Here is a 22,647-nt window from a genome sequence, read left to right on the forward strand (position 1 = left end):
GCTGCCCAGGAAGTTCGGCGCGGCAGCAGGCGAAGCGGCGGGGAGGGCTGCCGGGGGGTCCAGGGTGGGTGCGGAGGTCTGGGCGCTGCCGACGCCCGCCAGGGCCATGAGCAGGGTCAGCAGCAGGGCGGGCCGGATTGGCGTGGTGCGGGCGTGCGGGGGCTGGCTATGTCGGCTTCTCACGCGGTATCGGGCTTACGCTAGCGTACCCGGCGGCGTGGGGCGTGAGGGCCGTTCGCTGGGCGGCTGTTGGCCCCGGTCTTGGTGGGAGCTGACCACAGATTTCAAGGCTCGCAAAACCCACAGTCCAGCATTGGGGGGCGTGCTAATTTGCCCCCAAGATGTCAGAACCCACTTCACAGCCACGAACCGTCGGTGAACTGCTTCGTCTGCCCGAGTACGCGGGCCGCGCTCCTTTTGACGCCAGGAGTCGCCGCGTGCAGGATGAGGTACGCGAGAACCTCAAGCGCAAACTCCGCAGCGGCGAGACGCTGTTTCCCGGCGTGGTCGGCTACGACGATTCGGTGGTGCCGCAACTAATCAACGCCCTGCTGGCCCGCCAGAACTTCATTCTGCTGGGGCTGCGCGGCCAGGCCAAGAGCCGGATTCTGCGCGCCATCACCTCGCTGCTCGACCCGCATGTGCCCGCCATCGCCGAGAGTGAGATCAGCGACGATCCCCTCAACCCCATCAGTGTGCAGGGCCAGGAACTGCTGCGCGAGCACGGCCACGGCCTGCTTCTGAAATGGATCGCCCGTGAGGACCGCTATGTGGAGAAGCTGGCGACCCCCGACGTGACGGTGGCCGACCTGATCGGCGACGTGGACCCCATCAAGGCGGCCCGTCTGGGCACCGCGCTGGGCGACGTGCGCAGCATGCACTTCGGGTTGCTGCCGCGCGCCAACCGGGGCATCTTCGCCGTCAACGAGCTGGCCGACCTCTCGCCCAAGGTGCAGGTGGCCCTCTTCAATATCCTCCAGGAAGGCGACGTGCAGATCAAGGGCTATCCGGTGCGGCTCGAACTCGACGTGATGCTGGTCTTCTCGGCCAACCCCGAGGACTACACTGCGCGCGGCAAGATCGTGACGCCGCTCAAGGACCGCATCGGCTCGGAAGTCCGGACCCACTACCCCAGGACGGTAGACGAGGGCATGTCGATCACGGCCCAGGAAGCGACCCGCGACGCCTCGGTGACGGTACCAGGCTACATGGCCGAACTGATCGAGGAAATCGCCTTCCAGGCCCGCGAGGACGGCCGGGTGGACAAGCTCAGCGGCGTCTCGCAGCGCCTGCCGATTTCGCTGATGGAAGTCGCCTCGGCCAACGCCGAAGCCCGCTCACTGCGACTCGACGACGAGCCGGTGGTGCGCGTCAGCGACGTGTACGCGGGCCTGCCTGCCATCACCGGCAAGCTCGAACTCGAATACGAGGGCGAATTGAGAGGCGCGGACGTGGTCGCCAAGGACATCATCCGCAAGGCGGCAGGGCAGGTCTACGGACGCCATTATTCCAGCGCCGACACCAAGGCCCTGGAAAAATGGTTCGACGACGGCAACGTGTTCCGCTTTCCGCAGGCTGGGAACGTGGCCGCCGCGCTGAAGGCTGCCGCTGCCGTGCCGGGCCTGAGCGCACTGGCCGCCGAGATCGCCGAGCAGTCCGGCGATGCCCACCGGGTCAGCGCCGCCGAGTTCATTCTGGAAGGACTGTACGGGCGCAAGAAGCTCTCACGGGCCGAGGAGAGCTACGCCGCCGCCGAGCCGGAAGCCCCGCGCCGCGCCGGGGGCCGCTGGAACTGAGCCCAGTCGGTCAGACGGAAAACATCAAAACGGAAAGCATGGTGGAGCGTTTGGGCACCATGCTTTTTTGCTGGGTCAGACCGATGAATCCTCCGATCCGATCTGGCCCGCCCAGTTGGTGAAGGTCGGCAGATAAACTTTCAAAGTGGAGATTCGTGCAGACTGTCAACCAAAAGCTGGACAGGGTGCAGCTTCTGGGCTGAGATTGCCGGGCCATGCTCTAGCATGGAAGGCAGCTCGGACACGGCAGGTGTTGTGCGCCGTCTGGGTGATCGTGTTCGTCGTTTCTGGAATCCAAGGAGCCGCCATGACTTCCCCCCATCTCTCGTCCGCCGCTGTGCCCGTGCTCGAACTGCGCTCCGTCACCAAACGCTTTCCCGGCGTGGTTGCCAATGACAACGTGAGCCTGCACCTGAATGCCGGTGAGGTGCTGGCCTTACTGGGTGAAAACGGTGCGGGCAAGAGCACTGTGATTTCCGTGATGTACGGTTTGTACCGCCCCGACGAGGGCGAAACGCTGGTGGATGGGCGGGCCGTGACCATCGGCAGCCCAGCCCAGGCGCTCAAACTCGGCATCGGGTTGGTGCCGCAGCACCCCATGCTGGTGGCCCGGCACAGCGTCGCCGAGAATCTGGCGCTGGGCAGTGGCAGCAGCCTGTTTCCGGCCCGCAGCATTGCCGGACGCATCCGTGAACTTTCGCAGAAGTACGGCCTGCACGTTGATCCGGACGCCAGGGTCGCTCAGCTCTCGCCCGGCGAAAAGCAGCGCGTCGAGATTCTGCGCTCTCTCTTGCGCGGCGTCAGGGTGCTGATTCTGGACGAGCCGACCAGTGTGCTGACGCCGCAGGAAGTCGGTGGGTTGTTTCAGGTGATGAACGAACTTCGCAACGACGGCAGGAGTCTGGTGTTTATCTCGCACAAGCTCGGTGAGGTGATGGAAATCACCGACAGGGTGACGGTGCTGCGAAAAGGCAAGGTGACCGGCAACGTGCCCACGCGGGGGGCCACCCGTGAGAGCCTGGCCGAGATGATGGTGGGCCGCTCGGTGAGTTTCGAGCGCAAGCGGCGGACGCCGCCCGATCTGAACGCGGCCCCGGTGCGGCTGGCCGCCCATAATCTGCAAGCGCTCTCCAGCCGGGGCCTGCCCGCCCTGCGCGGTGTGAATCTGGTGCTGCGGGCCGGGGAGATCGTCGGCGTGGCGGGCGTGGCAGGCAACGGCCAGAGCGAACTTGTCGAGGTGATGGCGGGCCTGCACGACCTTCAGGGCGGCCAGATCACTTTAGACGGTGCGTCGCTGGGCCGGGATGCACGGGCCATTTTCGAGTCCGGCGTGGCGCACATCCCCGAGGACCGCATTCACATGGGCACGGTGCCGAGCATGAGCGTGGCCGAGAACCTGGCGCTGCGTGACTATGCCAAGCCGCCGCTGGCGCGTGGAGCTGTGCGCGACCTCGGGGCGCTGGACGGCCACGCCCGGCAGATGGTCAAGGCCTTCGACATCAGCACGCCGGGGATAGACACCGCGTCAAGACTGCTGTCGGGCGGCAACATCCAGAAGATCATCCTGGCCCGCGAGCTGGGCGATCTGTCGGGACAGGGGGGCGCGAAGGTGATTCTGGCGGTGCATCCGACCTACGGCCTGGACATCGGGGCCACCGAGCAGGTCCACCGCACCCTGATGGACGCCGCCGGGCGCGGAGCCTGTGTGCTGCTGGTCAGCGAGGACCTCGACGAACTGCTGGCCTTATCGGACCGCATTGCGGTGATGTACCACGGCGAACTGCTGGGGCCGTATGACGCGGCGTCGGCCACCCGCGAGGGCATCGGACTGACCATGGCCGGAGGCGCGGCCAACGCTGACGGTCTGCCGCACGGAGCCGGGCCGGGCGATCTGGTCGAGAACGCCGGGCCGGACGAACCCGACCACATCGGGGAGCTGCGGGCGTGATCCGGTTCGTTCCGATTGCCGATCCACCGCGCGGACGGGTGGCCTGGGTCACGCTGGGCGCGCTGGTATTCGCGCTGGTGGTGGCCGGGCTGATTTTCCTGGCGGCGGGTACCAATCCATTTGAGGCCTACGCCGCCATGCTCCAGGGGACAGTGAGCGACTGGAGCGGCTGGTCGGAGGTGCTGCGCCGGGGCACGCCGCTGCTGCTCATCGGCATCGGCCTGACACTGGCCTTCCGGGCGCAGTTTTTCAATATCGGCGCGGAGGGCCAGCTTTTGCTGGGGGCCATCGCAGCGGGCGGCATCGCGCTGTTCACGCCGCTGCCGCCGCTGGTCATGCTGCCTGCCATGTTCGTGGGCGGGGCGCTGGCAGGCGGACTGTGGGCCTTGATCGCTGCCTTCCTCAAAACCCGGCTGCGGGTCAATGAGATTCTGACCACCCTGATGCTCAACTACGTCGCCACCTACCTGCTGATCTACCTGATCAATGGCCCCTGGAAAGGCCAGAAGGTACGCGGCTTCATCTACACCGACGACTTTCCTGTGTTTGCCCAGTTGCCGACGCTGCCCGGCACCCAGGTCGGCTGGCCCACCTTGCTGCTGGGCGTGCTGCTGGCGGTGGCCCTCCAGTGGTTTCTGGGACGCAGCACTGGCGGCTTCGAGCTTCGGGTGGCGGGCGAGAACCCGGGGGCGGCCCGCTACGCCGGGATCAGCGTCAGCCGGGTGCTGTTCAGGATGGCCATGATCACTGGCGGCGCGGCGGGCCTGGCGGGCGTGGGCGAGGTGGCCGGGATTCACCACAAGTTGCTCGAACCCAGCCAGATTTCCTCGGGCTACGGCTTTACGGCTGTCATTGTGGCCTGGCTGGCGCGCGGCAATCCGCTGCTGTGCCTCATCACCGCGCCGCTGATGGGCGTCATCCTGGCGGGCGGCGACGTGCTGAAAATCAACCTGAACCTGCCGTTCCGGATCACTGACGTCTTTTCCGGCGTCATTCTGATGAGCCTGATCGCCAGCGAGGTGTTCGTGAAGAACCGGGTGAAGTTTGGGAAGTGATGCTGCAAAGGGCAATCGCTTCGCTCATTTCACCCTCTCCCAGCCTCCCCCTCAATGGGGAGGAGCAAAGATCGAGCGCTTTTCGCTGTTGGTTCCCTCCCTCTTCACGGGTGGAACTGGCCAGACTGCTACGGAGTAGAGGGCTGGGGAGGGGGTGGTAAGCGCCGGCGGTTGCCCTTCCTTCTTTTCCCACAACCTGTAACCCACCTCCCACATCCCCAAAAGGAGTCACATGGATGAACTCTTAAACGCCCTCCTACGCGCTCTCGCCTTCGGCACGCCGCTGCTGCTGGCGTCGTTAGGGGCCGTCATCAACGAGCGGGCTGGGGTGGTCAACCTGGGCGTGGAGGGCATGATGGCGCTCGGCGCGTTGGCGGGCTTCGCAGTGGCTTACGGCGACGGCTCGCCGGGCAGCGGCAGCATCGCACTGGGCATTCTGGCGGCAATGGCGGCGGGCGGGCTGGCGGCCTTGCTGCACGCCTTCGTCACCATCACACTGCGGGCCAACCAGTTTGTGTCGGGCCTGAGCCTGACCCTGCTGGGCCTGGGCGTGGCCGGGCTGCTCGGCAAGAAATACGAGGGCTTTCCGCTGCTTGGGCAGCCCAGTCAGTGGCCCTTTACCATCGGGGCCATCGTGCTGGCGCTGGTCCTGGCCTTCTGGCTGACCAGCACCCGCGCCGGTCTGACCCTCAGATCGGTGGGCGAGAACCCCGCCGCTGCCGACGTGCTGGGCCTCAACGTCAACCTGATCCGCTACGGAGCCGTCACCTTCGGAGGTACGCTGGCAGGCCTGGCGGGCGCGTACCTGTCACTCGTCTACCGTCCCTCCTGGACCGACGGCATGACAGCGGGACTGGGCTGGATCGCGGTGGCGCTGGTCATCTTTGTGGGCTGGAATCCGCTGCGGGCCATTTTCGGCAGCATCTTTTTCGGGCTGCTCTATTACCTGCAATTCCGGCTCCAGGGCAAGACGTTCATTCCCACCGAATTTTTTGCGGCCATGCCGTACCTGCTGGTTATCGTGGTGCTGGCCTTCGCCGGGTTGCGCGGACAGCAGGGTTCGGCTCCCGAAGCGCTGGGCAGACCCTACACGCGCGGTGAACGCTGAGTGAGAGCGTCTCAGGCAACACGGCGCGCATGTTTGCTGGGCGAGGTCGGCAGCAGGGCAAGCCGGACGTGCACTTCGTCCTCAAAATGCTCTACATTAAGCTCAGCTTCAGACTCGCCCTCATCTTTGTCGAAGGAGATCCATGCATAAGACCAAGACGCTGCTCGCCCTGGCCCTCGCCCTCACCACCGCCGCCACGACCCAGGCCAGCGCCCAGGACGCCAACGCCAAGCTCAAGGCCTGCTTCATCTACGTTGGCCCCACCGGCGATATCGGCTGGAGCTACGCCCACGACCAGGGCCGCAAGGCCGCCGAGAAGGCCCTGCCCTGGCTGGAAACCCAGTACGTGGAGAGCGTGCCGGAAGGCCAGGCGCTCCCGGTGATCGACCGGCTCGCCAAGAATGGTTGCCAGGTGATCTTCACCACCAGCTTCGGCTACATGGACGACACCCTGGCCGCCGCCAAAAAGTATCCCAACATCATCTTTGCGCACAACGCCGGTTTCAAGCGCAACCCCAACATGGCGACCTACATGGCCGACTTCTATCAGGTCTATTACCTCAACGGTCTGGTCGCCGGGGCGCTCAGCAAGAGCGGCAAGATCGGCTTTGTTGGCACCTACCCGGTTCCCGAACTCAAACGTCACCTCTCGGCCTTCGCGCTGGGCGTCAGGGCAGTCAACCCCAAGGCCAATGTTAACGTCAAGTGGATCAACGCCTGGTTTGACCCGGCCAAGACCCGCGAGGCCAGCGAAGCGCTGCTCTCCGAGGGCGCGGACGTGCTGACCAGCGCCGAGGACTCGGCCACCGGGGTGCAGACCGCCGGAGCCAAGAACATTCCGACGTTCAGCCACTACAACCCGATGCTGAAATTCAGTCCCAATAACGTGGTGAGCGGCCACATCGCCCACTGGGACAAGATCTACATCGATTTCCTGACCAAGGTCCACAACGGCACCTACACGAATAAAAATCTCGCCAACGTGGACTACTGGTGGCTGCTGAGCAAGGGAGCCGTCGAGATGGGCGCGGACAACGGTCTGCCCTTCAACGCCAAGTTCGTGCCGCAGCTCAAGGCTGCCAGGATGATGGTCGGCGGCAAGTCGGTCAGCGTCTATGACCGGGTGATGGCGCTCAATGCCCAGATGAGCAAAGGCGAGACGTTTGATCCCCTCACTGGCCCGATCAAGGACCGCAACGGTGTGCTGCGCGTGCCCGCTGGCAAGACCATGAGCGTCGCTGACCTCAACAGCATGTCGTGGGTCGCGCCCGGCGTGGTGGGCCAGGTCGCCGACGAGCCGAAGAAGTAAACAGACCCTTCTGAACGAGCGCCGGGGCCGTGTGCCTGCGGCGCTTTTTCATGTCGCCGTCGAGGAGATACGGCTTTACCGGGCCGACTGCCGCACCTTCAGCGCCTCGTCCAGCAACCGGGCGGCCACCTCGCGCTTGCTCAGGCGCGGCCACGCCTCGGATGTGCCGTCGGGCCGCACCAGCGTCACCTGGTTGTCGTCGCCGCCGAAGGCCGTGCCCTGCTGTGTGGGGTAGTTGAGCAGGATGAAGTCGGCATTCTTGCGCCGCGCCTTGAGGGCCGCCCGCTCCACGCCCGCGTGCGTTTCCATCGCGAAGCCGATCAGCACCCGCCCCGATTTCTGCTGGCCCAGCGCCGCCAGAATGTCGGGGTTGGGCACCAGTTGAATGCTGACCTCGCCCGCCGTCTTGGCTTCCTTCTCGGTCTTCTGCTCGGCGGCACGGTAGTCGGCCACCGCCGCCGTCATCACGACGATCTGGGCATCTGCGGCGGCTTTCAGCACGGCGTCATGCATCTGCACGGCGCTCTCCACCTTTATCACTGCCACGCCCGGCGGGTCGGGCAGATTTACCGGACCACTGACCAAGGTCACCAAAGCGCCGCGTGCCTGGGCCTCCAGCGCCACCGCGTAGCCCATCTTGCCGCTGCTGGGGTTGGAGATGAAGCGCACCGGGTCGAGGTACTCGCGGGTGGGGCCAGCGGAGACGACGAGTTTGAGATTTTGCAGGTCTGGGCTGTGGGGTGTGGGGTCTGGAGTCTGGGAAAGAAGAGCCAGCGCCGCCGCCGCGATCTCCTCCGGCTCGGCCATCCGGCCCCAGCCCGTGCCCTCGCCCAGCGTGCCGAACGTGCCGTGAGTGGGGCCGAGAAAGCGGTGGCCCCAGTGTCTGAGCGTCTGCACGTTGGCCTGCACCGCCGGGTGCAACCACATCTGCTGGTTCATGGCGGGCACCCACAGCACTTTTCCGCGCACACTCAGCAGGGTGGCGCTGGCGAGATCGGAGGCCAGGCCGTGTGCGGCGCGGGCCAGCAGATCGGCGCTGGCCCCTACGAGGACCGTCACGTCTGCGCGGGCCAGCGTCAGGTGCTGTGCGTCGGGCCGCGCCGCGAACCAGGTGTCGTCGGTGGCGACCTCGCGGCCTGCGGCGGTCGACAGGCTCAGCGGCGTGACGAACTCGAGCGCGGCGCGGCCAGCGATCACGTCGGTTTTGAACCCCGCCTCGCGCAGCCGCCGCAGGGTGCTGGGCGCTTTGATGGCCGCCATGCTGCCGCCCACGATGACCAGGGCGCGGCGGGAACTCTCGGAGGAAGTCACGGCTCCGAGTCTAGCGCAGGCCCAAAAAAGCCGCCCACAGTCAGGCGGCGGCTTTGGTCAGGAATTTGTTCGCTCAGTCGCGTTCGCGTTCGCGCTCAGCGTTGAGCTGGGCCTGGAGCTGAGCCTGCCTCTGGCGCTGGTAATCCTGCTGAAAGCGGCTCTCGTCGATGAGCTGCTCGCCCACCGTCAGCTTGCCGGTGGCGAGTTCGCGCATGGCCTGGGTCACCAGATTGTGGGTCCTGGCCTTCACGTCGGGGGCCAGCACGCTCGGCGCACCGGACTTGAGCTGAATGGCGCGCTTGGCCGTCACCACAGATAAGCGGTACTTGCTGTCGGTCAGGGATAGGAGCTTGTCAATGTCTTTTTCGGCCATAAATACCTCGGTGAAACGGGCTTGAAGGAAAACCACTCAAAGAACGCGCCGTGCCCGCAGGCTGCCCGCATACGGGACACTGGACGGAGAAAAGCCCCGCCTCCAGAGAAGCCGCCAGAAAGGCAGCCACAGCGCGGGCCGTCAGGTCAGCCGCTTATTCTAGCGCATTTTGCTGGGCATACTGCTCACGGCTTGCCCCGCACTGCTGGCCTGGGCTAGGATGGTCCGTCGCGTGGGTCGCCGACCTTAACAGTCAGGCGTGCAGCCGCGCAGGAGATCAGCCAGAGGCAGGTGACGATGTGATTAGTGAGAACGAACAGCCCCCCAGTTCGGCCCTCAAGCCGCGCCATCTGCCCCCCTTGCCCCTTTTGCGACCTTGCCTGAGCTGTTCGGCCTGGAGGCTGCCATGCCCTGCCCCGCTTTCATTTCTGTTTCGCTGAACCTCACGCCCCTGAGCGCCCACCCATTTCCGTGCTGTCCGCCAGGTGCGGGGCCGTGCTGACCTACTACCGCAGTGTGGGCGGCAAACTGAATATGCTGGATCAGTACACCGACGGCTGCTGGATTGACGCCACCGCGCCCAGCGCCGAGGAACTCGCCCGCGTGGCCCGCGAGACCGGCCTCGATCTCGATTACCTGAGTTACCCGCTCGACCCCGACGAGCGCAGCCGCTTTGAGCGCGAGGACAACCAACTGCTGATCATCATGCAGACCAGTTACCGGCTCGGCGAGAACTCGGACATTCCCTACGACACCGTGCCGCTCGGCATTCTGCACAACGACCACTGCCTGGTGACGGTCTGCTCGATGCCCAATCCGGTGGTCAAGGACGTGGTGAGCGGTCTGGTGCGCCAGGTCAGCACCGCCAAGAAAAACCGCCTGACGCTGCAACTCTTCCTCAGAAATGCCCAGCGTTTCCTGATCGACGTGCGCCACATCAACAAGCAGGTGGACCGCACCGAGGATAAGCTGGAAAACTCGACGCGCAACCAGGAACTCTTGGAACTGCTCAAGCTCGAAAAGAGCCTGGTGTACTTCATGACCGGCCTGCGCGCCAACGAGGCCATGATGGAGCGGGTCAAGCGCGACCGTATCTTCGAGATGTACGAGGAAGACCAGGACCTGCTCGACGACGTGCTGATCGAGAATTTGCAGGCCATCGAAATGGTCGGCATCGCCAGCAACATCCTGACCAGCATGGCCGGGGCCTTTGCCAGTATCATCAGCAACAACGTCAACCAGGTGGTCAAGTTTCTGACCATCAGCACCATTCTGATCGCCATTCCCACCCTGATCACCGGCATCTTCGGCATGAACGTGCCGCTGCCCTATCAGGACAGGGCCTGGATGACGCTGGCGATCTTCGTCTTCATGGGGTTGGTGCTGACGCTGGTGGTCTGGCTGATGAAGCGCTTCGACGTGTTCTAGCCCAGATGCTGGCTTTTGCTGGCCCTGTCAGAGCGCTGCAAGCCGCTCCGGCGTAGCCTCACAGCATGGGCACCTGGGGACTGGTCGGCGGGGTTTTGAGTTTTGCAATCGGAGTGGTGCAGCTCGTCTCCGGCGACTGGCGCGGCGCGCTGTGGTCGGTGCTGGGCGTGGGACTGATGTACGTGCGGGCGCGCTGGCGCTGAGCTTGCCCCTCACCACCAGCCCCGTCGCTTGAAATAAGCGGCCATTAGCAGTCCGGTGAGAACGAAACTGCCCCAGGCCAGCACGTAGCCGTAATGCCACTCCAACTCTGGCATCAGCTTGAAATTCATCCCCCATACCCCCGCCAGAAAGGTGAGCGGCAGGAAAATGGTGCTGACCACCGTCAGGGTGCGAATCACCTCGTTCATGCGCTGTGCCTGAAAGCCTAGGGCCGTGTCGAGCAGGTTGGTGAGGGCCTCACGCTGGGCATCGAGTCTGGAGACGGCCCGGTCGAGGTTGCTCAGGGCGTCGCGGTAACGGATCTGGTCGCCGCCCTCGGCGTGGCCGTGCCGGACCAGCAGCAGTACCGCCTCGCGGGCCTCGCTGGCCAGGTGACGCACCCGCGCGAGGTTGTGCTTGAAGCCGAACACCGCCCCCGTGACGTTGAGCCGCTCATCCTGGAAGACTTTTTCCTGCAACGCCTCGATGCGTTCTTCCAGGGCGCTGGCGTAAGTGGCAAAGGTGTCGGCCCCGTGATCGATCAGCTCGTAGGCCACCTCGGCGGGCGTATTGACTGAATCGCGCCCCGCCAGGCTCCAGACCTTCTCCAGGTAGATGGTGGCGTGTCGGGAGAAAGTCAGGACGCTCCCCGGCAACCCCGGCGCGGGTGGCGAATGCCCAGGGGCCGTCTCGCGGAGGGCGGCGCTGCCGGGAAACACGAAAATGCTGATGCGCTCGGTGAACTCGTCGCATTCCTGGGCGCGGGCCAGCGTGCGGTAGGTCAGAAAATCGTGGGCTGGGTACGTCTCGAAGCGGCTCCAGTGCCCCTCCTCGCGTGCGTCTTCCAGCGCCAGCGGGTGCAGTGGGAAGAGGGACTGAATCTTTTGTAGCTCTTCCGGCGCGGCGTCTTGTAGGTCGACCCAGATCCCCTGCGGCAGCGTTCCCGCTGGCAGACTGAAAACATCGACTTCCTGACCGCCGAGCGTCTTGGCGCGAATCACCCCCAATCTTAACCTCCAGGTGTGGGCGCTATGCTGCTGGGCGTGACTTGGCAAGGAGCCATTCTGGTAGCGCTGGGCGGTGCGGTGGGCGCACTGGCACGCTATGGCCTGAGCCTGTGGATAGCATCGCTGGGCACGCGCTACGCCTGGGCCACCTTTCCAATGGCGACCCTCCTCATCAATGTCACCGGCGCGTTTGCGCTGGGCTACCTGCTGACCCGGGTGGGACTGAGCCACCCGGCCCGCGCCGCCTGGCCGCCGGAGCTGCGGCTGGCGCTCGGCACCGGCTTTCTGGGAGCCTACACCACCTTTTCCACCTTCAGTGTGGAGACCAACGCCCTGATGCTGCGCGGCGAGTGGGGACGGGCGGCCCTTTACGTGCTGCTGACCATCGGCTTCGGCCTGGCGGCGGCGGTCCTGGGGCGGGTGGCGGCGCTGCGCTAAGTATTTCTCTGTCAAGCTTGAACTTCACCGAGCACAGCGAGTGAGGAAGAAAGTACGTCCTGGCGAGAGTGGAGGAGTGGCGTCCTCAAGGGGAGGAATGGCCCTCTACAGGTGCCGCTCACGACGATAGGGATGGAGCGCTTTTTGCGGGCAGGCCCGATAGGTGTGACCAGGCGTCGTCGTCGGCGCGGTTTTGGTCAAGAAGCCGCTCTGCCCAGGACGCAGAAGCCCGAAATGGCAGCAGGGACGTACTTGGCCCTTCCCTTTCTTTCACAGGCATGGGCCTTAAGCCGCTTTCACGCTACCCTGCAGGTATGCCTGCTGCCGCGTCCCAAACTTCTCTCAACCTGCGCGATCTGCTGGCCTACGTGGAGCAGGTGCTCGCGCGCGGCATTCCCGGCGCAGTGTGGGTGCGTGCCGAGATCGCCTCACTCACCGACCGCCGCCACCTCTACCTCGATCTGGTGCAGGTGGGTGCCGACGGTCGCGAGGTCGCCAAGTGCCGGGCGACCCTGTGGGCACGCGAGCGCTTTGCCCTGGAAGGCAAGTTCCGCCGCGCCACCGGAGGCGGCCTGATGGCCGGAATGAGCGTGCTGTTGTTCGTCACTGCCGAATTTCACCCACAGTACGGCTTTTCACTGCACATTCTGGACGCCGCCCCCGAATTTACGCTGGGCGACGCAGCGCTGCGGCTCGACGAACTCAGGAAGACGCTGGCCCGCGAGAAGCTGCTGGGCAAAAACCGCAGCCTGCCTGCCCCGCAGGACTTCACCCGGCTGATCGTGCTGAGTCCGGCGGGCGCGGCGGGCCTGGGCGATTTCCGGGGCGAGCTGGACCGCCTGGAGGCGACGGGCGTGCTGGACGTGGTGTATCTGGAGGCCACCTTTCAGGGCCAGGCTGCTGAGGCCAGTCTGCTGCGGGCACTGGAGCAGGCCCGCGCCGCCCACGAGGGGAAAGCCGCCGACGCCCTGGTGATCATCCGGGGCGGCGGGGCCAGCCTCGATCTGGCCTGGCTCAACACTGGGGCGCTGGCCCGCGCGGTGGCCGTCTTCCCCATTCCGGTCATCACCGGCATCGGGCATGCCCGTGACGACACCATTCTGGACGAACTCGCCAATGTTCGCACCGACACGCCCAGCAAGGCGGCAGCCTTCATCGTCGGCAGCATTCTGGAACGGGTGCAGGAAGCCCTGGAGAGCTACGCGGCGGTGCGCTCACTGTGCCGCGAGGTCCTCCGGAACGCCGAGAACAGTGCCGAGCGCCGTCACGACGGGCTGCGCCGGGCAGCCCTGCAACGCGCCGACAGCGAAGCGCAGCGCCTGGACGCCACCATGCGTCAGGTGCTGGGACTGACCCCGGAGCGCACCCTGGCACGCGGCTACGTTCTGGTGCGCGACGCTGCGGGAAGCGTGGTGACGCGGGCAGCGCAGGTCTCGGCGGGTCAGGCGCTGCGGCTGGGGTTTCGGGACGGGGAAGTGGGCGTGAGGGTAGCGGCAGAGTAAGGCTACTTCGCCAGTGCCCAGGCGAAACTCTCCCGCGCCCGCGCTTTCATGGCGCTGATGGCGTCCCAGTCGGGCTGGCGCTGGGAGGCCAGCAACGTCAGCAGGGTCGCCGGGTCCACGTCTACCGGCACGCTGACGGCCCCGGCATCGGCGCAGAAGCCGCTGACTTTGGGATCGTAACTCAGGCCCACGAACGGCGTGCCTGCTGCCGCCGCCAGAATCAGGGCGTGCAGCCGCACTCCGGCCACCGCGCCCGCCGCCGCGACGGTATCGAGTGCCACCTGCGGCTCTCGGGTGCTGATCACCTCGTCTGCGCCGAGCGAGTGGGCTGCCGCGTCGTCCTCGTAGGGGTAAAAGCTCAGGGCCACGGTGCGCCGCCCCTGCGCCTTGAGGTCGCGGGCCAGCGTTTGCAGGCGCGCGGTGGCGTCCGGCACGTCGCCGCGCGGGGCCAGCACCACCGTCTTCTCGTTTCGCAAGATGCCCTCGCCGGGCCTCAGCAGTAGGGCCGGGTCGCCGCCCAGCATTCCCTCAATGCCCAGCCCGGCCAGCGTCTCCAGACTGCGCCGGTCGCGCACGATGACCCGCAGGCCGCGCAGGGCACGTGCCACCTGCACGCTGCCCGAGTCGCTCAGCGGGCCGATGCTCTGGTTGAACACCACCGGGCGCTTGCCTAGGGTGCGCGCCAGCCGGATCACGCCGAGGTAGTAGGTCAGATTTCGGGCGCTGGTCTTGTCTTGCAGCAGGCCGCCGCCGCCGGAAAGCAGCACCTCACAGCCCGCCACAGCCCTCAGCAGGGAGAGCGGGTTCATCCGCGCCGCACTGCGGCAGCCATACAGCTGGGCCGTCTGGGCAGGCGTCTGTGAGAGCAGCAGCGGCGCGTGCCCGGCGGCTTGCAGCTCGCGCGACATCGCCAGGGCAATCGCCTCGTCTCCGGTGTTCCCGAAGCCGTAAAACCCGCTCACCGTGACGTTCAGGGCTTGATTCCCAGGTCGCCGAGGCCCAGCGCGTCGTCGGCACGCATCTCGGTGCGCGGCACCAGCGGGCGGCGCGGGGCGCTGGGCTGAGCAGCGGACACGCCCGAAATCGGCGTGCCCGAGGGCGGACGGCCCCCGTTCCAGCCGCCGTAATTGTTCCAGATCCGAATGACCATTCTGAGCACCCAGACCCCGATGTAGCCGAGCAGCAGCCCGGTGGCCAGCCCGATCAGCGCCCGCGTGAGGCTGATCATCAGCGGCGTGTGAAAGTGCGAGAAGGTGTTGAGGATGCTGGCCTGCCCTTCCAGGCCGCCCAGGAGCGCCAGCATGGTGAAGTAGCCCGGCAGCGTGCCCGACAGCCCCAGCAGCAGCAGCGGGTGGCCGAAGACTTCCTTGAAGCGCGGGCGGATGATGGCGTCTTGAAGGTCCTGGCGAATTTTGGCCTCGGTGTCACTCACGCCCACCGCTGAGGTGTTGCCGCGCCGCAGCACCGCCACCGCGAAGGCCCCCAGCGCCACGCCCATCATGATCACGTCGCCCAGCTTGAGGCGGATGGCGAACAGATCGGCAATGGTCTGGCGAATGTCCTGGCGCGGCAGAAAGCTCAATGCGACCAGGCCAATCGGCAGCACCAGCGTCAGGCCCACGCCGCTGAAGGGGTCCAGGCCCAGCATGCTGTTCTTGTCGGTGCCCAGTGCGCTGACATACAGCACGCCCAGCAAGCTGAAGCCGGTGGCCACATACCAGTCGGTCATCTGTTTGCGCCGCAGGACCAGCCCCAGTGCCGGAAAGGTAATGGCTGACACCAGCGCCAGGCCGGGATACGGTTGAAAGCCGTTGAGGCCCAGCGCGCCGAGCAGGGCCAGTCCTGCCACAATCAGGCCCAGGCGCGGCAGTGGGTAGCTCAGCGCCAGCAGCAGGAGCGCCGCCAGGGTGCCGAGCATGCTCAGCCAGCGCAGGGCGTCGCTCGGTGCGTAGTTCTCGATCACCGGCTGGGTGATCTTGATGTTGCGGGCATCCAGCAGCCGGGTCAGGTCGTTGAGAAAGAGTTCGGTCTCGCCCTGGGTCGGGAAGGGGCGCAGGTACAGAATGCGCTGGGTGCGCTCGCGGGCGGCCAGCGCGAACTTGCTGGCGACCTCGTCGGGCGTCAGGCTGTTTTGCCAGCTCGGATTCAGGCTGAACATCCTCGCGGCGGTGCGGTCTTTGATCAACTCGGCCAGGCCTTGCTGCACGCTGTTCTCGATGATGGTCGGCACGCGCTTGCCCAGCCGATCACTGATGTCCTGCATCACCCTGGGGTTGCCCGCGCCAATGACTTTTGCGCCGGTAAACGAGATGAACGGCACGTCCGGCCAGTTCTTGCCAGGGTCACGCACCCGCTGGTCGGGCCAGGGACGGTACACCACGACAAATCCCTCGGCCTTGAACTGCTTGATCTGCTCGGTATTGGGTCCCGCCGGGAGGTAGCGCGGGTCCACCGCCCAGCCGACCCACTTCTGCCCCGCTACATTGAGGGTGTTGGTGGCCAGCGGCTTGTAGATTGCAGCAGGCAGCTCTTTCTTATCGGCTTTGGCCAGCGAGACGTTATCGGCCTGCACCTGACTGATCGCGCCCGCGTTGGAGATGTAGCCGAAACTGTTGACCAGATTCTCGACCACACCCGGCTTGATTGACCTCATGTATGACCACTCGGGGTTGATGCCCTTCGCGCCGGGGTTGCGGGCCTGCAACTCGGCCCCGCTCAGGAAGTAGGCGTCGCCGTGCTGAATGGTGGAGGCGACCACGTCCTCGAACACCGCCACGCCGTTGACGCCCAGCGATTTGTAGCGCAGCAGCAGGGCGTTGGGGTCCTGGCCAGTTTCCTTGGCCTGCTGCGAGAGTGCCGGGTAGTCCATCACCAGCGCCACGTTTTTTTCGCTGTTTTCAAAGGCGACTCGGCTGACGGCCAGCCATCCGGCGGGAATCAGGCTGAGGGCCAGCACCCCCAGCAGCAGCGGCTGAAAGCGGGAGCGGGTCGGTGTGGGCAGGGCATTCAGGGCGTTGGCGGGCGGGGTGGGGCTGGCGTTGGTCATGGACTGTCCTTGATCGGGAGTGTTGACTCGGGAAAACTCGGGCGGGGGCATGTTCAGCAAGGACATGAACGAAAAAGGGAGGGCCGCTCAGCGCCGTACACCCGTGAGTATCAGGCGTAAGCCACTCACGCTAGCACCCCATTCTAAGCGTGAAGAGAAACTTAAGTTTGGGGATTAGATGAGACGGCCCCCGGCTGGACCAGTTCCTGGTCAGGACAGTTACAACAGCGCCGCCCGGATTCTGGCCGCCAGCATATCGAGGGCCGGTTCGTTGAGGCCGCCGTGCTGGATGATCACGTCGGCGTAGCGCTTGGTGGGTTCCACGAAACTCAGGTGCATCGGGCGCACGTATTCGAGGTACTGATGGATCACGCTCTCCTGGCTGCGGCCCCGCTCACGGGTGTCGCGCTCCAGCCGCCGGATAAAGCGCACGTCGGGGTCGGCGTCCACGAAGACCTTGAGGTGCAGTTTGGCGCGCAGTTCGGCGTCATATAAGGCGAAAAACCCCTCCAGCACCACCACCGGGGCGGGCAACACCGTCAGGGTCTGGGCCGAGCGGGTGTCCTGGGTGAAGTCGTAGGTGGGCATGTCAATCGGCACACCCGACAAGAGAGCGTCAAGGTGAGAGCGCAGTAGCGCCCAGTCGAAGGCGGCGGGGTGGTCGTAGTTGGCGGCCCGCCGCGCTTCGGGGGTGATGTCCGATTGATCGCGGTAGTAGTTGTCCTGGTTGAGCACCGCCACGCCCGAGGCCCCCACCGTCTCGATGACGCGCCGGGTCACGGTGGTCTTGCCGCTGCCCGAACCGCCCGCCACCCCGATGACGAAGGGAGATCGGTGAGGGGGACTCTGCGGAGAGGGAGTGTGCAAAGACTCAGGTGTCATCTCAGGCCCGGCCCAGCGACCCGATCAGTTCGATGCGGCGCTCGGCCAGCTTGCGGGCCACCAGATGCGGCGGTTTATGGTGCTGCTCGGCCAGGGCGACGATGCGCGAGACGACGCCGTAGATCTGCTCTCCGGCCTGCTCGGCGCTGAGGTTGCGGGCCGAGGCGATGAGTCCCGCGCCGTTGATGGCGAAGTCGGGAATGTAGGCGATTCCGGCCTCACGGGCGAGTTCCTCGCTGGTGCGCGAGAGCGGGTGGTGTTCGGCCCCGGCGATCAGGCGGCACTGGAGCCGGGACACGTCCTGGCTGCGGATGCTGTAGCCGAAGGCGCACGGCGCGAGCACGTCACACGGCGCGTCGAGCAACTCGTCCACGCTCAGCACCTGCACGTGTTCGAGGTGGGTGCGCAGTTCCTCGGCCCGCTCCGGCTGAATGTCGGCCACGCTCAGGCGCGCACCCTCGCGGTGCAGCAATTCGGCCAGCTGCCGCCCCACGGTGCCCACGCCCAGAATCGCCACCCGCACATTCCTCATGCTCTCGCTGCCGAGCGTGAAGCGCGCCGCCGCCTTGATGCCCCGGTAGACGCCGTAAGCGGTGGCGGCGGCGGTGTCGGTGTTCATGCCCATGGTGCTGGTCGTTTCCTGGGCCACGTAGGCGATGTCCTGGCCCGAGACCCGCACGTCCTCGGTCAGAATCAGGCGGCCCCCGAAGTGACTGATCTGGCGGCCCAGCGCCCGGAACAGCGCCTCGCGGGCGTGGCCCTGGGCGTCACTCCCCTCCTCGGTCAGCAGGTTCTCGGGGCTGATCAGCACGCAGGCGGCCCCGCCGTAGTTCAGCCCGGTCAGCGCGGCCTTGAGGGTCATGGATTCACTCAGTGCCAGCGCGCCCTTGAGCACCAGATCTTCGTCGAGCGAGACCAGACGGCATCCGGCGATGGCCGGTCCCAGCACCGTCGAGTGGATGGCCAGCACCGCCTGCAAGCCGCTGGGGGCGTGCGAGAGTAACGTGACCTGTTCATGTCCACGCCGGTGCATTTCGTCAAACATCAGCATTTTCAGGCTCCCCGAACGCCCAGCCCCGACCTCACCGTGGGAAGTCGGGAGCAGTGGGCACCTTCTCGCCCAACGCTAGCATGCCCCCGGACCGCCTGCATAAGGAGTGAGCGGTGCCGGGATGACCTTTGCCCAGCTGAGAGTGGTCCGGCTGAGAGTGACTCCGCCGAGGGTTGTTGGGATGAGATTTGTAAGACATGGCGATTTAGAGTGATGCGGAATTGAACACTGCACCGGCTTCCCCCAACTTCTCGCAGCGGCCCAGCGCTGGCCAGCAGGCCGCGCCGCCCGCACCGAACCCGAGGATACGCAGGTTGGATTACCCTAGAAACTGACCCCCCCCGAGTCGGCAGCGTTGCCGGAGCAGCATTGACGAGTATGTGCTGAGAAGGCCCAGAGCAGAGAGTGGTTTCGCAAGGCAGGGCTTTTGAGCAGGAGATAAAGTCACCGCCGCAGAAAAAGGACGTGAGGAGAGACATGGAGACAATTGCGCCGCTGGCGAGAGTTCTGGCTGAGGCAAACGGAATCGAGTGGCGTTCGCTGCACGGCACGGGCGAGGCGGGACTGATCACCGAGTCCGATATTCTGGCCTATCTGGCCCGCGTCATGAGCGGCGAGGAAGACGCGCCGCTGACACCGGTCGATCCGATGCCCTCGCCCGCCGAACTGGCCGCCTACTCGTCACCGGAACTGCTCAGCCGCGCTGGGGTCGAGCCGGAGCTGGCCGAATTCCTCAAGGCCCAGCAAGGTCAGATGCAGGCGGCGGCGCAGCCCGTCATGCCTGAGCGGATCGTGGCCGCACCAATGCCGCCCGAGCCAGTCATGGCCGAACTGGAGCCGGAACTGCTGGCCCCGCTGCCCGAGGTGGAGCCAGTCCGGACCGAGCCTACCCAAACCGCGCCAATCGAAGTTGCGCCTCTCGAAGTGGAACCCGTCGAAATCGCGGCAATCGAAACCGCGCCAATCGAAGTGGAGCCTGCTGAAGTGGTTGCAGCCGAGCCGGAACCGGTCCCGCTGGTCGCTGCCGAGCAGACGCAGGATCACGGTACGCCCGATCACGACGAGTTCGAGCTGGAAGACGAAGCGCCGATGCCCCCGCCCACCGTGCCTACCGCGCCCGCCAGGCCTGCGGCGACGGGTGGCCTGCTCAGCGGTCTGCTCTCCAGTCTGTACCGCCGCAACGACGCGCCCAAGTCTCAGCCTGCTCCGGTTCAGCCCACGCCAGTTCAGTCGACCCCGGTGCGGCCCGTTCCGGTTCAGCCCACCTTCACGCCGCCCGCCATTATGCCCGCCGCCTTGGCCCAGCCTCCGGTGCCTCAGCCTGCCGAGATCCAGCCCCCGGTCAGCTTGCCCGAGGTGCTGCCGGAACTCGAAGTCGCCGGGCCGGTCTATGCCGACGTGGTGCCGCCGATCAGCAGCGACTCCAGCTTTGACGAGCGCCTGCTGCCGCCCGCCCCGGTGCTGGGCGAGGTCATCGAGCCGGAAACCATGCCGGAAGTGGAACTGCCGGTGCTGGCCGAGCCGCAGAGTGTCCCTACCCTGCCCGCTCTCCAGCCGTATGCCTCGTCGTCAGTCCAGCCGCAGGTCGCCGCCTGGTCCGGCACCTACTTGCGCCGCAATACCGATCTGAGCGCCCTGCTCAGCGCCCGCGAACAGCTCACCGAACTGCTCGGCGACCTGCCACTGACCCTGATGGTGGCCCGCGCGGCCCAGCGTCACCTGGGACTGCTCAATCTCTCCAGCCTGGCAGTTGCCAATGCCCAGGGACAGGCGCTCAGCGCCGACCTCAGCGGCGATCTGCGCGGCGGAATCAAGGCCCTTCAGGACGCTCAGCCCAGCGCTGCGCTGAATGGTCAGGTTCAGGCCGACCTGCTGATTCTCGACGCCGGGGCGCTCGACCTCGACGACCTGCACTACCCGCACGCCGTCACGCTGTCGCTGGGCCGCGTGGTGGATGGTCAGGCCGCCCTGAGTCTCAACGGCGACATCGACGTGCAGCAGGGCGCGCGCTTCCTGGCCGAGGTCTCGGCGCTGCTCGGCGCGCCAGTCAAGCTGCTGGTGTAAGCGGTCTAGGACAGATCAGGCAGGGCAGTTGCTTCGGCGCGCCCTGCCTTGTCCGTACCGCCATCGTCCCCACTCCCCCAACTTCAGCTAAATTGAATCACGGTGCCGTGCGCCGTGCTTTTTTTTGGCACAAATTGGGCCGCGCGGCTGGAGGGATACATGCCCGGAATTGCAATTATTGGTGCCCAGTGGGGCGACGAGGGCAAGGGCAAGATCACCGATTTTCTGGCTCCCAAAGCCGACTTCGTGGTGCGCTACCAGGGCGGGGCCAATGCCGGGCACACCGTCACGGCAAAAGGCCAGACCTTCAAGCTCAACCTGCTGCCCAGCGGCGTGCTGCACGAACAGACCGTCAGCGTGCTGGGCGACGGCATGGTGATCGACCCCGAGAAATTCCTGGCCGAGCGCCAGAATCTGCTCGACGGCGGCCTGAATCCCGAGCTGCGCATCAGCGAGCGCGCCCACCTGGTGCTGCCGCATCACAAGTACGTGGACGGGCGCAAGGACTTTGTCGGCACCACCGGACGCGGTATCGGCCCGGCCTACGCGGACCGGGCGCGGCGGGTGGGGATTCGCTTCGGCGACCTCGCCGACCTCGCAGTGCTGCGCGAGCGGGTCGAGCGCCTGCTGGAGGCCAAGCCCAACTCCACGGCATCGGCGGGCTGGGGCAGCGTCAGCGACGCCCTGGGCTACCTGCTGCCGATCCGTGACGCGCTGGTGCCGTTCGTGGCCGATACCGGGGCGCAACTGCGTCAGGCCATCAAGGACGGCCAGAACGTGCTGTTCGAGGGCGCGCAGGCCACCCTGCTCGACCTCAACTACGGCACCTACCCGTTCGTCACCAGTTCGCATCCCAGCGTGGGCGGCATCCTGGTGGGCGCAGGGGTGAGCCACAAGGCCATCAACAAGGTCTACGGCGTGGCCAAGGCCTTCAATACCCGCGTCGGCAACGGCCCCTTTGTTACCGAGCTGTTCGGCGAGATGGAGCACCGCCTGCGCGGCGACGGCTCGCAGCCCTGGGACGAGTTCGGCACCACCACCGGGCGGGCGCGGCGGGTCGGCTGGCTCGATCTGGCGCTGCTGAAATATGCCGTGGACGTGAACGGCCTCGACGGGCTGGTCATCAATAAGATGGACGTGCTGGCAGGTATTCCGACGCTCAAGGTCGCCACCGACTACGACGCGGCGGGGCAGCCCGTCTACCGTGAGATGCCCGGCTGGGCCACCACCGATGGCGCGGACAGCCGGGGCAGCCTGCCCAGAGAGGCCCAGGCTTACCTCGATCTGATCGAGGACACCGTGCAGTGTCCGGTGGTCATCTTCTCGGCAGGCCCGGCCCGCGAGCAGACCTACGGCTCGGTGACCTGGGAATAGCGCTTCACTGGCCTTCTGACACTGCCCTTTTGACACAACTCTGACAATTGCTGAGGCAGCGGCGGGGCTAGACTCGGCGGTATTCAACCGGGCTGTCAGTTAGTGGCCCCAAAGGAAGTGACGCTTGACCGTTTACCCACTGATCAGTGCCGCCGACGAAAAACAGGAAGTGCCGGGGCTGTCCGGACTGACCCACGACTGGCTCTCAGCCATCGGCGAGAACCCCGAGCGCGAGGGCCTGCTCAAGACCCCGCACCGGGTTGCCAAAGCCTGGGGCTTTCTGACGGCGGGCTACACCAAGTCCCTGCACGACGCCGCCGGAGACGCCGTGTTCGAGGCAGAAGGGTCCGAGATGGTGCTGGTCAAGGACATCGAGTTCTATTCGATGTGCGAGCACCACATGCTGCCGTTTTATGGCCGCGCCCACATCGCCTACATCCCTGACGGCAAGATCCTGGGCCTGAGCAAATTCGCCCGGATCGTGGATCTCTATTCGCGCCGGTTGCAGGTGCAGGAACGCATCACCGCGCAGATCGCCGACGCGGTGGAAGAACTCCTCGCGCCGCAGGGCGTGGCTGTGATGATGGAAGGCACCCATCTGTGCATGGCCATGCGCGGCGTGCAAAAGCAGAATTCCAGCACCAGCACCTCGGCCATGCGCGGCGTGTTCAAGGACGACCCGCGCACCCGCGCCGAATTCATGAGCGCCGTGCAGCAGACCCTCAGAAGCCGCTGAGTTTCAGTGCCCGAACAT

General features: G+C 65.9%; 20 protein-coding genes (1 of these 20 only partly in view). 12 read left to right on the forward strand and 8 right to left on the reverse strand.

What is annotated here, in order from left to right; genetic code table 11:
* A protein-coding gene (locus N0D28_RS02240) for a glycoside hydrolase family 10-like protein (protein ID WP_260560783.1) crosses the window boundary here: on the reverse strand, positions 1–183 show its 5' portion. The gene continues 1,785 nt to the left of window position 1, outside the view; only the first 183 of its 1,968 coding nucleotides appear in the window; it begins with the start codon at positions 181–183; the stop codon falls past the left edge of the window.
* A 158-nt stretch (positions 184–341) separates the two neighbouring features.
* Between N0D28_RS02240 and N0D28_RS02245 the strand changes: the two genes are divergently transcribed.
* The 5 genes from N0D28_RS02245 to N0D28_RS02265 all read left to right on the forward strand — a co-directional run bounded on the left by N0D28_RS02245 (position 342) and on the right by N0D28_RS02265 (position 7,216).
* Positions 342–1,796, forward strand: a complete 1,455-nt coding sequence (locus tag N0D28_RS02245) for a sigma 54-interacting transcriptional regulator (RefSeq protein ID WP_260560784.1) — start codon at positions 342–344, stop codon at positions 1,794–1,796.
* A gap of 307 nt (positions 1,797–2,103) precedes the next feature.
* Complete coding sequence (locus tag N0D28_RS02250) at positions 2,104–3,744, forward strand: ABC transporter ATP-binding protein (protein WP_260560785.1); 1,641 nt, start codon at positions 2,104–2,106, stop codon at positions 3,742–3,744.
* On the forward strand, positions 3,741–4,799 hold the full coding sequence (locus tag N0D28_RS02255) for an ABC transporter permease (protein ID WP_260560786.1): 1,059 nt from the start codon (positions 3,741–3,743) through the stop codon (positions 4,797–4,799). Before N0D28_RS02250 ends, N0D28_RS02255 begins: the two co-directional genes overlap by 4 nt.
* Positions 4,800–5,031: 232 nt before the next feature.
* Positions 5,032–5,907: an ABC transporter permease gene (locus N0D28_RS02260; RefSeq protein WP_260560787.1), complete on the forward strand. Its 876-nt coding sequence runs from the start codon at positions 5,032–5,034 to the stop codon at positions 5,905–5,907.
* 142 nt (positions 5,908–6,049) lie between these two features.
* Positions 6,050–7,216, forward strand: coding sequence for a BMP family ABC transporter substrate-binding protein (locus tag N0D28_RS02265; protein ID WP_260560788.1), 1,167 nt, complete (start codon positions 6,050–6,052; stop codon positions 7,214–7,216).
* 75 nt (positions 7,217–7,291) lie between these two features.
* On the opposite strand, the gene coaBC is transcribed toward N0D28_RS02265, so the two are convergent.
* Positions 7,292–8,476: a bifunctional phosphopantothenoylcysteine decarboxylase/phosphopantothenate--cysteine ligase CoaBC gene (gene coaBC, locus N0D28_RS02270; protein ID WP_260561817.1), complete on the reverse strand. Its 1,185-nt coding sequence runs from the start codon at positions 8,474–8,476 to the stop codon at positions 7,292–7,294.
* Positions 8,477–8,600: 124 nt separating this feature from the next.
* Positions 8,601–8,900: a DNA-directed RNA polymerase subunit omega gene (rpoZ, locus tag N0D28_RS02275; RefSeq protein ID WP_109825247.1), complete on the reverse strand. Its 300-nt coding sequence runs from the start codon at positions 8,898–8,900 to the stop codon at positions 8,601–8,603.
* Between the two features lie 495 nt (positions 8,901–9,395).
* Here rpoZ and N0D28_RS02280 point away from each other — a divergent pair, with 495 nt between their 5' ends.
* Together N0D28_RS02280 and N0D28_RS02285 are read left to right on the forward strand one after the other, a co-directional pair.
* Positions 9,396–10,328 carry a magnesium transporter CorA family protein gene (locus tag N0D28_RS02280; RefSeq protein ID WP_260561818.1) on the forward strand — a complete coding sequence of 311 codons (933 nt, stop codon included), beginning with the start codon at positions 9,396–9,398 and terminating at the stop codon, positions 10,326–10,328.
* Positions 10,329–10,393: 65 nt separating this feature from the next.
* Positions 10,394–10,531 (forward strand): hypothetical protein, encoded by a 138-nt coding sequence (locus N0D28_RS02285; RefSeq protein ID WP_260560789.1) that lies wholly within the window; start codon positions 10,394–10,396, stop codon positions 10,529–10,531.
* A gap of 9 nt (positions 10,532–10,540) precedes the next feature.
* Here N0D28_RS02285 and N0D28_RS02290 read toward each other — a convergent pair whose 3' ends face one another.
* On the reverse strand, positions 10,541–11,530 hold the full coding sequence (locus N0D28_RS02290; RefSeq protein ID WP_260560790.1) for a magnesium transporter CorA family protein: 990 nt from the start codon (positions 11,528–11,530) through the stop codon (positions 10,541–10,543).
* Positions 11,531–11,560: 30 nt separating this feature from the next.
* Here N0D28_RS02290 and crcB point away from each other — a divergent pair, with 30 nt between their 5' ends.
* Together crcB and xseA are read left to right on the forward strand one after the other, a co-directional pair.
* On the forward strand, positions 11,561–11,974 hold the full coding sequence (gene crcB / locus N0D28_RS02295; RefSeq protein ID WP_260561819.1) for a fluoride efflux transporter CrcB: 414 nt from the start codon (positions 11,561–11,563) through the stop codon (positions 11,972–11,974).
* Positions 11,975–12,288: 314 nt separating this feature from the next.
* On the forward strand, positions 12,289–13,476 hold the full coding sequence (xseA, locus tag N0D28_RS02300; protein ID WP_260560791.1) for an exodeoxyribonuclease VII large subunit: 1,188 nt from the start codon (positions 12,289–12,291) through the stop codon (positions 13,474–13,476).
* 2 nt (positions 13,477–13,478) lie between these two features.
* Here the strand turns inward: xseA and csaB are convergent, their stop codons facing one another.
* The 4 genes from csaB to N0D28_RS02320 all read right to left on the reverse strand — a co-directional run bounded on the left by csaB (position 13,479) and on the right by N0D28_RS02320 (position 18,455).
* The gene (gene csaB / locus N0D28_RS02305) at positions 13,479–14,450 is read right to left on the reverse strand and encodes a polysaccharide pyruvyl transferase CsaB (protein WP_260561820.1); all 972 of its coding nucleotides are present in this window, start codon (positions 14,448–14,450) and stop codon (positions 13,479–13,481) included.
* The gene (locus N0D28_RS02310; RefSeq protein ID WP_260560792.1) at positions 14,447–16,522 is read right to left on the reverse strand and encodes a DUF5693 family protein; all 2,076 of its coding nucleotides are present in this window, start codon (positions 16,520–16,522) and stop codon (positions 14,447–14,449) included. Before N0D28_RS02310 ends, csaB begins: the two co-directional genes overlap by 4 nt.
* 219 nt (positions 16,523–16,741) lie before the next feature.
* On the reverse strand, positions 16,742–17,404 hold the full coding sequence (gene udk, locus N0D28_RS02315; RefSeq protein ID WP_376777647.1) for a uridine kinase: 663 nt from the start codon (positions 17,402–17,404) through the stop codon (positions 16,742–16,744).
* Position 17,405: 1 nt separating this feature from the next.
* A complete protein-coding gene (locus tag N0D28_RS02320; RefSeq protein WP_260560794.1) occupies positions 17,406–18,455 on the reverse strand; it encodes a Glu/Leu/Phe/Val dehydrogenase family protein in 1,050 nt (349 codons plus the stop codon).
* Positions 18,456–18,932: 477 nt separating this feature from the next.
* Between N0D28_RS02320 and N0D28_RS02325 the strand changes: the two genes are divergently transcribed.
* From N0D28_RS02325 to folE, 3 genes are all read left to right on the forward strand, one after another.
* Positions 18,933–20,519, forward strand: coding sequence for an E3 binding domain-containing protein (locus N0D28_RS02325; RefSeq protein WP_260560795.1), 1,587 nt, complete (start codon positions 18,933–18,935; stop codon positions 20,517–20,519).
* Positions 20,520–20,678: 159 nt separating this feature from the next.
* Entirely contained in the window at positions 20,679–21,893 is a 1,215-nt protein-coding gene (locus N0D28_RS02330; protein WP_260560796.1) for an adenylosuccinate synthase, read from the forward strand.
* A 124-nt stretch (positions 21,894–22,017) separates the two neighbouring features.
* Complete coding sequence (gene folE / locus N0D28_RS02335; RefSeq protein WP_344983809.1) at positions 22,018–22,629, forward strand: GTP cyclohydrolase I FolE; 612 nt, start codon at positions 22,018–22,020, stop codon at positions 22,627–22,629.
* Positions 22,630–22,647 lie beyond the last annotated feature (18 nt).

This window comes from Deinococcus rubellus (assembly GCF_025244745.1).
GTDB classification, from domain to species: domain Bacteria; phylum Deinococcota; class Deinococci; order Deinococcales; family Deinococcaceae; genus Deinococcus; species Deinococcus rubellus.